The organism is Pseudoxanthomonas sp. GM95, from assembly GCF_900109775.1.
Classification (GTDB): Bacteria; Pseudomonadota; Gammaproteobacteria; order Xanthomonadales; family Xanthomonadaceae; genus Pseudoxanthomonas_A.
The window spans coordinates 1,291,106-1,306,538 of the sequence record NZ_FOAX01000002.1; the positions used below are offsets into that span (position 1 = coordinate 1,291,106).

The 15,433-nt window shown below is 67.6% G+C and carries 11 protein-coding genes; 9 read left to right on the forward strand and 2 right to left on the reverse strand.

Annotated elements, in window-relative coordinates; translation table 11 throughout:
• Positions 1-8 precede the first annotated feature (8 nt).
• Entirely contained in the window at positions 9-1,505 is a 1,497-nt protein-coding gene (locus BMZ17_RS13705; protein ID WP_093139098.1) for an aldehyde dehydrogenase, read from the forward strand.
• Between the two features lie 618 nt (positions 1,506-2,123).
• Positions 2,124-4,589 (forward strand): membrane-bound PQQ-dependent dehydrogenase, glucose/quinate/shikimate family, encoded by a 2,466-nt coding sequence (locus BMZ17_RS13710; RefSeq protein ID WP_093139821.1) that lies wholly within the window; start codon positions 2,124-2,126, stop codon positions 4,587-4,589.
• A 75-nt stretch (positions 4,590-4,664) separates the two neighbouring features.
• Here the strand turns inward: BMZ17_RS13710 and BMZ17_RS13715 are convergent, their stop codons facing one another.
• Positions 4,665-5,144: a VOC family protein gene (locus tag BMZ17_RS13715; protein WP_093139099.1), complete on the reverse strand. Its 480-nt coding sequence runs from the start codon at positions 5,142-5,144 to the stop codon at positions 4,665-4,667.
• A gap of 231 nt (positions 5,145-5,375) precedes the next feature.
• Here BMZ17_RS13715 and dapA point away from each other — a divergent pair, with 231 nt between their 5' ends.
• A complete protein-coding gene (dapA, locus tag BMZ17_RS13720; RefSeq protein WP_093139100.1) occupies positions 5,376-6,275 on the forward strand; it encodes a 4-hydroxy-tetrahydrodipicolinate synthase in 900 nt (299 codons plus the stop codon).
• A gap of 43 nt (positions 6,276-6,318) precedes the next feature.
• Here dapA and BMZ17_RS13725 read toward each other — a convergent pair whose 3' ends face one another.
• Positions 6,319-7,419, reverse strand: coding sequence for a helix-turn-helix transcriptional regulator (locus tag BMZ17_RS13725; protein ID WP_093139101.1), 1,101 nt, complete (start codon positions 7,417-7,419; stop codon positions 6,319-6,321).
• Between the two features lie 225 nt (positions 7,420-7,644).
• On the opposite strand from BMZ17_RS13725, the gene BMZ17_RS13730 reads away from it, so the two are divergent.
• Genes BMZ17_RS13730 through BMZ17_RS13755 form a run of 6 tightly spaced genes read left to right on the forward strand, consistent with a single transcriptional unit; the run spans position 7,645 to position 15,381 of the window.
• Entirely contained in the window at positions 7,645-9,303 is a 1,659-nt protein-coding gene (locus tag BMZ17_RS13730; protein ID WP_093139102.1) for an OFA family MFS transporter, read from the forward strand.
• Between the two features lie 25 nt (positions 9,304-9,328).
• The gene (locus tag BMZ17_RS13735) at positions 9,329-9,865 is read left to right on the forward strand and encodes a formate dehydrogenase subunit gamma (protein WP_093139103.1); all 537 of its coding nucleotides are present in this window, start codon (positions 9,329-9,331) and stop codon (positions 9,863-9,865) included.
• The gene (locus BMZ17_RS13740) at positions 9,862-11,412 is read left to right on the forward strand and encodes a formate dehydrogenase beta subunit (protein WP_093139104.1); all 1,551 of its coding nucleotides are present in this window, start codon (positions 9,862-9,864) and stop codon (positions 11,410-11,412) included. Before BMZ17_RS13735 ends, BMZ17_RS13740 begins: the two co-directional genes overlap by 4 nt.
• Before the next feature lie 9 nt (positions 11,413-11,421).
• Complete coding sequence (fdhF, locus tag BMZ17_RS13745) at positions 11,422-14,310, forward strand: formate dehydrogenase subunit alpha (RefSeq protein WP_093139105.1); 2,889 nt, start codon at positions 11,422-11,424, stop codon at positions 14,308-14,310.
• Positions 14,311-14,314: 4 nt separating this feature from the next.
• Entirely contained in the window at positions 14,315-15,157 is an 843-nt protein-coding gene (gene fdhD / locus BMZ17_RS13750; protein ID WP_093139106.1) for a formate dehydrogenase accessory sulfurtransferase FdhD, read from the forward strand.
• Entirely contained in the window at positions 15,154-15,381 is a 228-nt protein-coding gene (locus BMZ17_RS13755) for a formate dehydrogenase subunit delta (RefSeq protein WP_254775302.1), read from the forward strand. Before fdhD ends, BMZ17_RS13755 begins: the two co-directional genes overlap by 4 nt.
• The last annotated feature ends 52 nt before the right edge of the window (positions 15,382-15,433 follow it).

Sequence of the window (15,433 nt, forward strand, 5' to 3'; positions counted from 1 at the left end):
ACATGCCCATGAGTGCCACGCTGGAATCCCGCAAGACCCAGGCCGCCACGCTGTCCATCGCCACCCAGGCCTTCATCGACGGTCGCTATGTGGATGCAGCCAGCGGCGCGACCTTCGACTGCATCAGCCCCATCGACGGGCGCGTGCTGGGGCAGGTGGCCGACGGCGGCGCGGCCGATATCGACAAGGCGGTGATGGCCGCAAGGCGCAGCTTCGAAGTCGGCGACTGGGCCAACACCACGCCGGTGCATCGCAAGAAGGTGCTGCAGAAGTTCGGCGAACTGGTCACTGCGCATACCGACGAGCTGGCGCTGCTGGAGTCGCTGGACATGGGCAAGCCGGTCGACGATGCCCTGGGCTACGACGTGCCGGCCACGGCGCGCTGCCTGGCCTGGACCGGCGAGGCCATCGACAAGGTCTACGGCGAAGTGGCGGCGACCGGTCCGGGCGAGCTGGGCATGATCACGCGCGAGCCGCTGGGCGTGGTCGGCGCGATCGTGCCGTGGAATTTCCCGTTGGTGATGTCGGCCTGGAAGATCGCTCCGGCGCTGGCGATGGGCAATTCGGTGGTGCTCAAACCCTCGGAAAAGTCGCCATTGACCGCGCTGCGCCTGGCGGCGCTGGCGATGGAGGCGGGCATTCCGGCTGGCGTGTTCAACGTGGTGCCGGGTTTCGGCAAGACCGCAGGCGAGCCACTCGCGCTGCACATGGATGTCGATGGCCTGGTGTTCACCGGCTCGACCGCGGTCGGCAAGCGCCTGCTGCAGTGCGCCGGCCTGTCGAACATGAAACGCGCCTACATGGAATGCGGCGGCAAGAGCCCGAACATCGTCTTCGCCGATGCGCCGGACCTGGACAAGGCGGCGCAGGCCGCGGCCTCGGCGATCTTCTACAACCAGGGCGAGGTGTGCACCGCGGCCTCGCGCCTGCTGGTGGAAGAGTCGATCCGCGAGGAGTTCGTCGCGCGCGTGGTCGAGGCCGGCAGGAAGCTGCAGCCGCAGCATCCGTTCACGCCGGGCGCCGCAATGGGCGCGATGGTCGATGCCGGCCATGTCGCGCGGGTGATGGCCTATATCGCCAAGGGCCAAGAAGAAGGCGCGCGCCTGGCGCTGGGCGGGCAGCAGGCACAGGTGGAGGAGGGCGGCTGCTATATCGCGCCGACCATCTTCGACGGCGTGCAGCATGGGCACACGATCAGCCGCGAGGAGATCTTCGGGCCGGTGCTGTCGGTGATTGGCTTCACCGATGAAGCGCAGGCGCTGAAGTTCGCCAACGACAGCGAGTACGGCCTGGCCGCTGCGGTCTGGACGCGCGACATCGCCCGGGCGCATCGCGTCACGCGCAAGCTGCGCGCCGGCAGCGTGTGGGTGAACTACTGGGATGGCGGCGACATGACCGCGCCGTTCGGCGGCTACAAGCAGTCCGGCAACGGCCGCGACAAGTCGCTGCACGCCTTCGACAAGTACACCGAGATCAAGGCGACCTGGATCAATCTGGAAGGCTGAGCTTCGCCGCTGGTGGGGCGCCTCTGGCGCGCTCCGCCAGCTGCTTTCATCCGCGCCGCGAGCGCGGCGGGCGTGGGACTGTGCCGTCCAGCGAAAGCGGCGTGTCGTGCTTGGCGACAAGCATTGTTCTACGAGGGGCGACGCTGGCCGTCTGATCTGGCCGTGCGCTTGCCGGCCGCGACAGTGAAGAACCGCGCGGTCAGCGCGGGCCGTCGAACCTGCACGAAGTCCCGGGAATGCCCGGTCTTCAGCGGTGATCGGCCGACCTGGACACTTCAAGCGCAACGCTGGCGCAGATCGGCCGGCTCGTGCGGCCCACGGCAAACTCAACCCTTCATTGTAATTTCTATTTCTTTACGTGCCGGTGCGCTGCCGAAATTGCGTCAATCGCGCCCGACGGATGATGCGATGTCTTCACTTTCGCCTGAATGACGCTTCAGTAATCTTCTGAACAGGCCCAACCGCGATGCATTGCGGCCGTAAGCCACGCCAGTACGCCCCCGGACCCGCAAGGCCCCCGACGTCCCGGCAGGAACAGGCGGTTTCCGCCTGCAACCCTCCCACGATCAACGCGCCCCGTGAGCGGAAGCGCGTTGGAGTTTTCTTCAGGTGATGAACATGACGACATCCACACAGGTCCCCGCACGCGCGGGGCGGTGGCTGCTTGCGCTTTGCTTATGCGCATTCGGCCTTTTCTTGCTGGGCGGCGGCCTCTGGCTGATCGCGCTGGGCGGCAGCTGGTACTACGCCATCGCCGGCGTGCTGAGCCTGGGCAGTGCAGTCCAGCTCTGGCGTGGCCGGGCGAGCGCGACCGGCTGGTTCGGCACGCTGTTCGTGCTGACCCTGCTGTTCACGATTTGGGAATCCGGCACGGATTACTGGGGCTGGGTGCCGCGTTTCGCGCTGGTGCTGGTGTTCGGCATCTGGTTCTCGCTGCTGCTGCCGGCGCTGCATGCTGGTGTCTCGCGGGCGAAGGCCAATGGCGTGACTGGCGTGCTGGTCGCTGCCTTTCTGGTGGCCGGTGGCCTGGCCTTCGTGCCGCACCACGTGACTGAAGCCTCGGACGTGCCTGATGGCGACAGCCCGACCTTCGAAGCGCAGACCGGCACGGGCGTGGGGCATGACATCGCCTCCACCGACTGGCCGGCCTACGGCGGCAACCAGGCCACGACCCGCTACACGTCCGCTGCGCAGATCACCCCGGCCAACGTGAAGGACCTCAAGGTCGCCTGGCAGGCCGAAGTCGGCGACATCCCGACCGACACCCGCTGGGGCGTGCAGAACACCCCGCTGAAGATCGGCAACCTGGTTTACGTGTGCGGCTACCTCAACAAGGTGGTGGCGCTGGACGCGGCCACGGGCGAGCACAAGTGGGAATTCGATCCGGGCATCACCCCGCAGTCGGTGCCGTACACGCCTTCGTGCCGTTCGATGGCGTACTTCGCCGAGCCCGCGACCGCCGCAACGCCGGCCGCCGCTGACGGTCAGCAGGTCGCCGCCGCATCGGCCCCGACCGGCGCGCTGTGCGACCGTCGCGTGATCGTCGGCACCCTCGATGCGCGCGTGATCGAACTGGACGCCGACACCGGCAAGCGCTGCACCGGCTTCGGCGACAACGGCCAGATCAGCATCACCGACGACATGGGCGAGGTTTACCAGGGCTATGTCGCCATCACCTCGCCGCCGGCGGTGATCCGCGACACGCTGGTGGTCGCGCACACCACGGTCGACGGCCAGCGTGCGTTCGGCCCGGCCGGCGTGACCAAGGCCTACGACGTGCGTACCGGCAAGCTGAAGTGGGCCTGGGACGCGGCCGATCCGCTTAACCCCGCCCCGCGCGAAGGCAAGGACCTCTACAAGCGCGGCTCGCCCGACGTGTGGACCTCGTTCACCGGCGACGACAAGCTGGGCCTGGTGTATCTGCCGGTGGCCAATGCCTCGGGCGATTACTACTCGTCGACCCGCAACGCCAACGAGAAGAAGTACTCGCCGTCGCTGACCGCGCTGGACATCGACACCGGCATGCCGCGCTGGACCTTCCAGAACACGCATAACGACGTGTGGGATTATGACCCGGGTTCGCCGCCGACGCTGGTGGACTACCCGCAGAAGGATGGCAGCCGCACGCCGGCGATCATCTTCCCGACCAAGAATGGCGAGATCTACGTTCTCAACCGCGAGACCGGCAAGCCGCTGTTCGATGTTGAAGAGCGCCCGGTGCCGCAGGGTGGCTTCGAGCCGTCCGAGCGCACCAAGACCCAGCCGTTCTCCAAGTTCGCTACCGTGGCCCAGCCGGAGCTGACCCCGGCCAAGACCTGGGGCCTGACCCCGATCGACCAGCTGGTGTGCCGCATCCAGTACCACCAGGCCGACTACCGCGGCGAGTTCACTCCGCCGAGCACCGAGCACCCGATCCTGGGTTACCCGAGCTACAACGGCGGCATCGACTGGGGTGGCGTGGCGTTCGATCCGGCCCGCGGCCTGATCATCGCCAACTACAACGACATGGTGAACTACACCAAGCTGGTGCCGCGTGCGGTGGCCGACAAGCTGGGCTGGAAAGCCAAGGACATCCTCAACGATCCGGCCGCCGACGCACACGCCGAAGGCGCGGGCGATCCGCAGGAAGGCATCCCGGTGGCCGTGGACGTCAACGCCGGCTGGCAGCTGAAGTACACCGGCATGCTCTGCACCGAGCCGCCGTACGGCGGGATCCGCGCCATCGACATCCGCACCGGCCGCACCGTGTGGGATCGCCCGTTCGGCACCGCGCGCAAGAATGGCCCGTTCGGCCTGCCGACCGGCCTGCCGATCAACATCGGCACGCCCAACAACGGCGGTTCGGTGGTGACCAAGTCGGGCCTGGCCTTCATCGCCGCGGCGACCGATGACCTGATCCACGCGATCGACGTCAAGACCGGCAAGACCGTGTGGACCGCGAAGCTGCCGGCTGGTGGCCAGGCGATGCCGATGATCTACGAGCAGGATGGCCGCGAGTACGTGGTGATCACCGCCACCGGGCATCACTTCATGAAGACCAAGCGCGGCAACTACGTCGTGGCCTACGCGCTGCCGAAGACCTGATTCACGTTTTCGTTGTGTAAGACCAGACCCCTGTCCGCCGCGAGGCGGGCAGGGGTTTTTGTTTGGGCGCGGCGCTCAGCCGCGGCGCGCGGCTTCGATCTTGGCGATGTCGATCTTGCGCATCGTCATCATCGCTTCGAACACACGCTTGGCCACGGCCGGGTCCGGATCGGTGAAGCCTTCGGTCAGGGCGCGCGGCGTGATCTGCCACGACAGGCCCCAACGATCCTTGCACCAGCCGCACTCGCTCTCCTGGCCGCCGTTGTCGACGATGGCGTTCCACAGGCGGTCGGTTTCGGCCTGGTCGTCGGTGGCGACCTGGAACGAAAACGCCTCGCTGTGCTTGAACGCCGGTCCGCCGTTCAAGCCGATGCAGGGAATGCCGATCACGGTGAATTCGACGGTGAGCACGTCGCCGCCCCTGCCGGACGGGAAATCCGCCGGCGCGCGATGCACCGGGCCGACGTGGCTGTCGGGGAAGGTCTTGGCGTAGAACTCGGCCGCATCCAGCGCGGTGCCGTCATACCAGAGGCAGAGCAGGTTCTTGGGGATCACGAACGTTCTCCTTGGGGTATGCGTTGCGCGCGCGATCTGTGCGCTTGTTTGACCATGACGAACCGGCGGGCCGGAAATCGACGCGCTCACAGCATGCGGTGACCCTGGATAAATGGTTGCAAGTGACACCGCCGGGCATTACAGCAAATCACGGATCCAAAGGCGCGCGATGCTGCGCTGCGGCGCTTAGAATCTGCGCTCTTCTTTTCCGTCACCCGTTCAGTTGCCTTCATGACCACTTCCCATGCCCCTCTGCGCGGCAGCATCGTCGCGCTCGTCACCCCCATGCACCAGGACGGCAGCGTCGACTACGCCGCCCTGCGCAAACTGGTGGACTGGCACGTGGCCGAAGGCACCGACTGCATCGGCGTGGTCGGCACCACTGGCGAGTCGCCGACCGTCGATGTCGAAGAGCACTGCGAGATCATCCGCGTCACCGTCGAGCAGGCCGCTGGCCGCGTGCCGGTGATGGCCGGCTGCGGCGGCAATTCCACCGCCGAGGCCATCGCGCTGGCCAAGTTCGCGCGCGAAGTCGGCGCCGACAGCCAGCTGCAGGTGGTGCCGTACTACAACAAGCCCGGCCAGGAAGGGCAGTACCGCCATTTCGCCGCGATTGCCGAGGCCACCGGCGACCTGCCGATCGTGCTGTACAACGTGCCCGGCCGCACCGTGGCCGACCTGGCGCACGACACCGTGCTGCGCCTGGCGCAGCTGCCGGGGATCATCGGCATCAAGGAAGCCACCGGCAATATCGAGCGCGCGCAGTGGCTGATCCGCGAGGCGCCGGAAGGCTTCTCGATCTATTCCGGCGATGACGGCACGGCCGTGGCGCTGATGCTGCTGGGCGGCCATGGCAACGTCAGCGTCACCGCCAACGTCGCCCCGCGCCTGATGCACGAACTGTGCATGGCCGCGATCGCCGGCGACGTCGCCACCGCCGTCGCCCTGCAGAAGCGCCTGCTACCGCTGCACAAGCAGCTGTTCGTCGAAGCCAACCCGATCCCGGTCAAGTGGGCGGTGTCGCGCCTGGGCCACTGCGGCGGCACCCTGCGCCTGCCGATGACCGAGCTGGAACCGGCCAACCAGGCCAAGGTCGAAGCCGCAATGCGCGAATCCGGCCTGCTGGCGTAAGCCCGCGCGCCGCGCACGTGCGGCGCATCTGACTTGCGTGGCGTTAGGTCGAAATGGCATCGGCCTTGGCCGACGCCATCGAAGGAAACGCATCGGCCAGCGTCTGCACCGTGCCGCAGTAGCTGGGGTCGTAGCCGGGCAGCTGGCCCAGCTCGTGGCGAAACCGATCGCTGCGCAGCAGCTCCAGGATCGGCTGCAACTGGCCGCTGTGCAGTGCAGGTTCCTGGCACAGGAAGAAGTAGTGCTCGGTGATCATCGGGATGAAGTCCAGCCCGTAGCGCCGGGCCGGCGGTTCCAGCGCCAGGCCGACATCGGCCAAGCCGCTGGCCACGTAGGCGGCGACCGCGGCGTGGGTGAGTTCCTCGACATCGCAGCCGTGGATCGCCGACAGCGGCAGGCCTTCGCGCGCCAGCATGCATTCCAGCAGCAGGCGCGTGCCCGAGCCCGGCTGGCGATGGATGAAGCGCACATCGTCGCGCAGCAGGTCGCTCAGCACGCGCAGGCGTTTTGGGTTGCCTGGTGCCACGACCAGACCCTGCCGGCGCATCGCCAGATGGATCACGCGATCGCCGGCCTCGTCCAGCCGATCCTGATAATGGCGGAGCAGTTCGCCTTCCAGTCCGCCGATGGGCAGGTGCAGGCCGGCCAGATCGCAGGCGCCGGCGCGCAGCGCAGTCAGCGCGTCGTCGGGACTGCGGTACTTGAGGTCCAGTGGCTGTTCCAGCGCGGCCATTGTCTTGCGCAGCATTTCCACGCCGAAGCCGTGCGAGGCATGCAGGCGCAGTGGCGCGGCGGCGCTGGCCAGGTTGCGGCAGAGTTCGGCTTCCAGCTCGGTGGCCAGGCTGTCGAGCATCGGCGACAGGCGCGCGGCGATGCGGTTGTCGGCCCAGACCAGGCGCTCGCCCAGTGGCGTGAGCCGGGCGCCGCGACCGCGCGTGGAGCGCAGCAGCGGCATGCCGAACAGCGCCTGCGCCTGGCGCAGGATCCCCCAGGCGTAGCGATAGGACAGGTTGGCGTTGCGGCTGGCCGCGGCCAGCGAGCCGGTCTCGTGCACGGCCAGCAGCAGGTCGATCAGGCGCGGCGGCAGGGCCTGTCCCTCGACGGTCTGTAGCGTCCATTGCGGGCGGATCTCGACCTTGTACACGGGCGGGCCTCCTCGGCGGGCGGTGGTGCAGGGCAGCGCAGGATGTTGACCGGTGCTATCGGTCCTGCAGAGCCGATTATTCGACCATTGGCGGGCGTTGAAACGCCGCAGCGCCGCATTGGACGGGTCTAGAATCCGGCGCACCCCACGCGTCTTATGTCATCGGGAACATATGCGCCGCACCCGATGACGCCTGTATCGCCAGCCACCGCTTCGGGAGAGTTCATGGCCAGCACATCAGACGTCGTACCCGGTTCCCGTCTCGCTTCGCCCGGTTTGCTCTCGCGCGAACGCATCGTCGCCAAGCCCGGCTTCAACCGCTGGCTGGTGCCGCCAGCCGCGCTGGCCATCCACTTGTGCATCGGCATGGCCTACGGCTTCAGCGTGTTCTGGCTGCCGCTGTCCAAGGCCATCGGCGTGACCGCGCCGGTCGCGTGCCCGGCCGAAATGAGCGCGCTGGCGCAGCTGTTCACCACCACCTGCGACTGGCAGGTGAAGATGCTGGGCTGGATGTACACGCTGTTCTTCGTGCTGCTGGGGTGTTCGGCGGCGCTGTGGGGCGGCTGGCTGGAAAAGGCCGGTCCACGCAAGGCCGGCGTCGTCGCGGCGGTGTGCTGGGGCGGCGGCCTGCTGATTTCCTCGGTCGGCGTGTACATGCACCAGCTGTGGCTGATGTGGCTGGGCTCGGGCGTGATCGGTGGCGTCGGCCTGGGCCTGGGCTACATCTCGCCGGTGTCGACGCTGATCAAGTGGTTCCCCGACCGCCGCGGCATGGCGACGGGCATGGCGATCATGGGCTTCGGCGGCGGCGCGATGATCGGCTCACCGCTGGCCGACCTGCTGATGAAGCATTTCGCCGATGCGACGTCGGTCGGCGTGTGGCAGACCTTCGTGGTGATGGGCCTGATCTACTTCGTGGCGATGCTGTGCGGCGCGCTGGGGTATCGCGTTCCGCCCGCGGGCTGGCAGCCCGCCAACTGGACCCCACCGGCGGCCAGCGCCAACGCGATGATCACCACTGCGCAGGTGCACCTGCACCAGGCCTGGCGCACGCCGCAGTTCTGGCTGATCTGGGCCGTGCTGTGTTTGAACGTCACCGCGGGCATCGGCGTGATCGGCATGGCCTCGCCCATGCTGCAGGAAGTGTTCGGCGGACGCCTGATCGGCGTGGACGCCGGCTTCCGCGAGCTGGACGAAGCCCAGCTCAAGAGCCTGGCGACCATCGCCGCGGCGTTCACGGGTCTGCTGAGCCTGTTCAACATTGCCGGCCGGTTCGTCTGGGCCTCGCTGTCGGACAAGATCGGCCGCAAGGTCACCTATGCGGTGTTCTTCGTGCTGGGCATGGTGCTGTACGCCGCCGCGCCGCATCTGGGTGCCACCGGCAGCGTGGCGCTGTTCGTGCTGGGCTTCGGCATCATCCTGTCGATGTACGGCGGCGGCTTCGCAACGGTGCCGGCCTATCTGGCCGACATGTTCGGCACGCGCATGGTCGGTGCGATCCACGGCCGCCTGCTCACGGCGTGGGCCGCGGCCGGCATCTTCGGCCCGCTGATCGTCAACTACCTGCGCGACTGGCAGCTGGGCCGCGGCCTGCCGCCGGCGCGCGTCTACGACCAGACCATGTACATCCTGGCCGGCCTGCTGTTGCTGGGCTTCCTGTGCAACCTGGCGATCCGCCCGGTCAACTCGAAGTACCACATGACCGAAGCGCAGTTGCGCGAGACCGAGCCGCCCAAGGCCGCGATTGCCGTGGCCGGTGGCGCACCGGTGGCCGTGGCCGGCGGGCAGGGCGTGCTGGTGGCGGTCTCGTGGATCGCCGTCGGCGTGCCGCTGTTGTGGGGCGTGTGGATGACGCTGCAGAAGGCGCTCGCGTTGTTCCACTAGCGCTGTTTGAAAGGAGACCAGACCCATGGGCAAGCGCTCTAGGCATATCGAATCGGTCACCGAAGTCGTGCCGCAGCTGGACGCCGAGCAGGTCATGCCGGTGGAGGTGGCCATCGCCCGGCATCGCGGGCGCCCCGGCGCCTTGCTGCCGATCCTGCATGCGGTGCAGGACGCCTTGGGCCACGTGCCTGAAGGCGCGGTCGCGCCGATCGCCGCGGCGCTCAACATGACCCGCGCCGATGTGCACGGCGTGGTGAGCTTCTATCACCACTTCCGCAGCGCGCCGCCGGGCCGGCACGTGCTGCAGCTGTGCCGGGCCGAGGCGTGCCAGTCGATGGGCGCACGCGGACTCGAGGCACATGCGCGCGCGCAGCTCGGCCTGTCGCCGGACGCGCACCACACTGCCGATGGCCGCTTCACTGTCGAGCCGGTGTATTGCCTGGGCAACTGCGCGCTGTCGCCGGCGTTGCTGCTGGATGGCCAGCTGCACGGGCGGGTGACGCCGGCGCGACTGGACGCGCTGCTGGCTGAGTGCGCAGGCCGCGAGGAGCAGGCCGCATGAGCGCGGTCACGGTCTATGTGCCGGGTGACGCTGCGGCGGTTTCGGTTGGTGCTGATGCGGTTGCCGCGGCTGTCGTGCGCGAAGCGGACGCGCGTGGTGTCGAGGTACGCGTCGTCCGTAACGGCTCGCGCGGCCTGCTGTGGCTGGAGCCGCTGGTGGAAGTCGCGACGCCGTCCGGCCGCATCGCGTATGCGCCGGTCGCTGCGGAGGACGTGGCCGCGTTGTTCGATGCCGGCTGGCTGGACGGGGGTGAACACGGCCTGCGGCTAGGCGATATCACCCAGCATGCGTACTTCAAGGATCAGCAGCGCGTGTCGTTCGCGCGCGTGGGCGTGATTGATCCGCTGGATGTTGAGGATTACGCGGCGCATGGCGGCTGGCGTGGCGTGCAGCAGGCATTGGCCATGGAGCCTGCGCAGATCGTGCAGGCGGTGACCGATGCGGGCCTGCGCGGACGTGGCGGCGCGGCGTTCCCGACCGGCATCAAGTGGAAGACGGTGCACGACACCGAGGCGCCGCAGAAATACATCGTCTGTAATGCGGACGAAGGCGATTCCGGCACGTTCTCCGACCGCATGTTGATGGAGGGCGATCCGCTGTGCCTGGTCGAAGGCATGACGATTGCCGGGCTCGCGGTCGGCGCCACCCACGGCTACATCTACCTGCGCAGCGAATACCCGCATGCCTGGCGCGCGTTGAATGCCGCGATCGCCAACGCGTATGCCGCCGGCTGGCTGGGGCCGGACATCGCCGGTTCCGGCAGGCGCTTCGACCTGGAAGTGCGGCTCGGCGCCGGCGCCTACATCTGCGGCGAAGAGACCGCGCTGCTGGAAAGCCTGGAAGGCAAGCGCGGCATGGTCCGCTTCAAGCCGCCGCTGCCGGCGATCAAAGGGCTGTTCGGCAAGCCGACGGTGATCAACAACGTGATCACCTTTTCCGCGGTGCCGGCGATCCTGGCCGATGGTGCGGCCGCGTACCAGGCGCAGGGCACCGGCCGCTCGCGCGGCACGCTGCCGCTGCAGCTCACCGGCAATATCGCGCGCGGTGGGCTGGTGGAGCTGGCCTTCGGTACCACGCTGCGCACGTTGCTCTACGACTACGGCGGCGGGTCTGCGTCGGGCCGGCCGATCCGCGCGGTGCAGGTCGGCGGGCCGCTGGGCGCGTACCTGCCGGAATCCCTGTTCGATACGCCGCTGGATTACGAAGCGTTCGCCAAGGTCGGCGGCATGATCGGCCACGGCGGCATCGTGGTGTTCGACGACACCGTCGACATGCTGCAACAGGCGCGCTATGCGATGGAATTCTGCGCGGCCGAATCCTGCGGCAAGTGCACGCCGTGCCGGATCGGCTCCACGCGCGGCGTGGAAGTGATCGACCGCTTCGCCACGCATGGCGCCGTCCAGGAGGCGCTGCTGCGCGATCTCTGCCAGACCATGCTGCACGGCTCTCTGTGCGCGCTCGGCGGCATGACCCCGTTCCCGGTGCTCAGTGCGCTGGACCATTTCCCCGAAGATTTCGACCGCATCCGGCAGAACAATGCTGCCTAGGAGGCTGACATGCGTTCCATCGCAGAAACCGATCTTGGTACCCCGAACCCGCAGCTGTTCCAGCTGCAGCCGCTGAAGAAAGTCAGCGTCTCCATCGACGGTCACTGGATCGACGTGCCCGACGGCACCTCGGTCATGCGCGCCGCAGCGTTGATGGGAACCAAGATCCCGAAACTGTGTGCCTCCGACGCGCTGGACGCCTTCGGTTCGTGCCGGCTATGCCTGGTCGAGATCGAAGGCCGCAAGGGTTACCCAGCCTCATGCACCACGCCGGTCAGCGAAGGCATGGTGGTGCGCACGCAGTCCTCCACGCTGGCCCAGCTACGGCGCGGGGTGATGGAGCTGTATATCTCCGACCATCCGCTGGATTGCCTGACCTGTCCCACCAACGGCCACTGCGAGTTGCAGGACATGGCCGGCGCGGTTGGCCTGCGCGAAGTGCGTTACGGCTACGAGGGCGCGAACCACACCAAGCCGGTCAGCCAGGACGGCCACGTCAATCCGCTGTTCGTCGGCAAGGATGCGTCCAACCCTTACTTCAGCTTCGATCCATCCAAGTGCATCGTTTGTTCGCGCTGCGTGCGGGCCTGCAGCGAAGTGCAGGGCACCTTCGCGCTGACGATCCAGGGCCGCGGTTTCGATTCCAAGGTCTCGGCGGGGCAGGACCAGGCTTTCCTGGAATCGGAGTGCGTCAGCTGCGGCGCCTGCGTGCAGGCGTGCCCGACCGCGACGCTGTCGGAGAAGTCGCTGATCCAGCTCGGCCAGGCCGACCACAGCGTGGTGACGACCTGCGCGTACTGCGGCGTGGGCTGTTCGTTCCGTGCCGAAATGCAGGGCGACACCCTGGTGCGGATGGCCCCCAACGCCGATGGCCACGCCAATCACGGGCATTCGTGCGTCAAGGGCCGCTTCGCCCTGGGCTACGCCACCCATCCGGACCGCATCACCACGCCGATGATCCGCAGGAAGATCACCGATCCGTGGGAGGTGGTGAGCTGGGAGGAGGCCATCGCCTATACCGCCAGCGAGTTCAAGCGCCTGCAGCAGCAGTACGGAAAGTTCTCCATCGGCGGCATCACTTCCTCGCGCTGCACCAACGAAGAAACCTACCTGGTGCAGAAGCTGGTGCGTGCCGGTTTTGGCAACAACAACGTCGATACCTGCGCCCGTGTCTGTCATTCGCCGACCGGCTATGGCCTGAAGCAGACGCTGGGCGAATCGGCCGGCACTCAGGACTTCGATTCGGTGAAGTTTGCCGACGTGATCCTGGTGATGGGCGCCAACCCGACCGATGGCCATCCGGTGTTCGCCTCGCAGATGAAGCGTCGCCTGCGCCAGGGCGCCAAGCTGATCGTGATCGACCCGCGTCGCATCGACCTGGTCAAGACGCCGCATGGCGCGGCCGATGTGCATCTCAAGCTGCGCCCCGGCACCAACGTGGCCATGCTCAACGCGCTGGCCCATGTGATCGTCACCGAAGGCCTGGTCGATGAGCCGTTCGTGGCCGAGCGCTGCGAGGCCGACGCCTTTGCGAAGTGGCGCGCCTACGTGGCCGATGCGAGCCGTTCGCCCGAAGCGCTGGAGGCCGACACCGGCGTCGACCCGGCCTTGGTCCGTCGCGCCGCGCGCCTGTATGCCGGCGCGCCGAACGGGGCGATCTACTACGGCCTGGGCGTGACCGAGCATTCGCAGGGCTCCACCGCGGTGATGGGCATCGCCAACCTCGCGATGGCCACCGGCAACGTCGGCCGGCCCGGCGTGGGCGTCAATCCGCTGCGTGGCCAGAACAACGTGCAGGGCTCGTGCGACATGGGGTCGTTCCCGCATGAGTTCCCGGGCTATCGCCATGTCAGTGACGTGGCCGTGCGGACCCTGTTCGAGACGGAATGGAACGTGCCGCTGCACGATGAGCCGGGCCTGCGTATTCCCAATATGTTCGAGGCCGCGCTGGATGGCGAATTCAAGGGCCTCTACATCGAAGGCGAGGACATCGGCCAGTCCGATCCCAACACCCAGCACGTCACCGCCGCGTTGAGCGCGATGGAGTGCGTGGTGGTGCAGGACCTGTTCCTCAACGAAACCGCCAAGTTCGCGCATGTGTTCCTGCCGGGCAGTTCCTTCATGGAGAAGGACGGGACCTTCACCAATGCCGAACGCCGCATCTCGCGCGTGCGCAAGATCATGGCGCCCAAGGCCGGTTACGCCGACTGGGAGATCACCCAGCTGCTGGCCAATGCGATGGGCTACCCGATGGCCTATACGCATCCATCGCAGATCATGGATGAGATCGCCCGGCTGACGCCCACCTTCACCGGCGTCAGCTACGCGCGTCTGGAAGAGATGGGCAGCCTGCAGTGGCCGTGCAACGAGGCGCATCCCGATGGCACGCCGACGATGCACGTGGAGGGCTTCGTGCGCGGCAAGGGCAAGTTCATGCTGACGCCGTACGTGCCCACGCGCGAGAAGGTCAACGTGCGTTTCCCGCTCCTGCTGACCACCGGGCGCATCCTGAGCCAGTACAACGTCGGCGCGCAGACCCGGCGCACGCCAAACTCCACTTGGCACGACGAGGACCGGCTGGAACTCCATCCGCATGACGCCGAGGAGCGCGGCATCGCCGCCGACGACTGGGTCGGCGTGGCCAGCCGTGCCGGCGACACGGTGCTGCGTGCGCGCATCACCGACCGGGTGCAGCCGGGCGTGGTCTATACCACCTTCCATTTCCCTGGCTCGGGCGCGAACGTGATCACCACCGAGAACTCGGACTGGGCCACCAACTGCCCGGAATACAAGGTCACCGCCGTGCAGGTCACCCGCGTCAGCCAGCCTTCGGACTGGCAGCAGCGCCACAAGGCGTTCGATTCGTTACAGGAGCAGCTGCTGCCTGCGGCAGACTAGGGCGATGACCCATCAAGAAACATCTGTGTTGAACGAAGATGCCGGCAGCGTCGTGCGCAGCGTCGCCCGGCGCCGCGGCGATACCGCGCGCACCGTGGACGACCACATCGCCGAAGAAGTGCCGGTGGCCTTCGTCTACAACGACGCGCCCTTCGCCGTGATGATGGCCACGCCGGGCGACCTGGAAGACTTCGCCCAGGGCTTCGCGCTGAGCGAAGGGATCGTCGAATCGCTTGATGATGCGCAGGTCACCTCGGTCGAACATCTGCTGGAAGGCGTGGAGATCCGCGTGCGCATTCCCGTCGAGCGCGAGCAGGTCCTGCAGCAGCGCCGGCGCAGCATGAGCGGGCGCAGCGGCTGCGGCGTCTGCGGCAGCGAACTGCTGGAAGCCGCGCTGCGTTCGCCAGCACCGGTGGGCGAGGGCATCGCGGTGACGTCCACCGCGCTCCAGCGCGCCCTGCGCGAACTGCGCAGCCTGCAGCCGCTCAATGCGCGCACCGGTGCGACCCATGCGGCCGGCTGGGCGCTGGCCGATGGGCGCGTGGTGCTGGTGCGCGAGGACGTCGGTCGCCACAACGCGCTGGACAAGCTGATCGGCGCGATGCATCGCGCCGGGCACGCTCCGCAGGCCGGCTTCCTGGTGGTCACCAGCCGGGCCAGCTACGAGATGGCGATGAAGGCGGCCAGCGCCGGCATCGCCTTCATGGCCGCCATCTCCGCGCCGACCGCGCTGGCACTGTCGCTGGCCCAACGCACCGGGCTGACCCTGCTCGGCTTTGCCCGCGACGACGGCCATGCGGTCTACACCCATCCCCGGCGTTTCATCGAACAGGAGGCCGCGCCATGAGCGATGGCAGCGAACGCACCGTGCGACTGGTCGAGATGGCCAACGACATCGCCGCCTACTTCCAGGCCGAGGCCGATCCGGCCGCCGGCGCTGAGGGGGTGCGCCAGCATCTGGTGCGGTTCTGGGAGCCCGGCATGCGCCGCAAACTGCTGCGCTACGTGCGCGAAGGCGGCGACGGACTGGTGCCGCTGGCACGCGATGCGGTGGAAGGGCTCGACCCGTAAATCGTCCTGTTCCGCGCGTCCAACGGTCACCGCTGCAACCAATGGCGCCGAA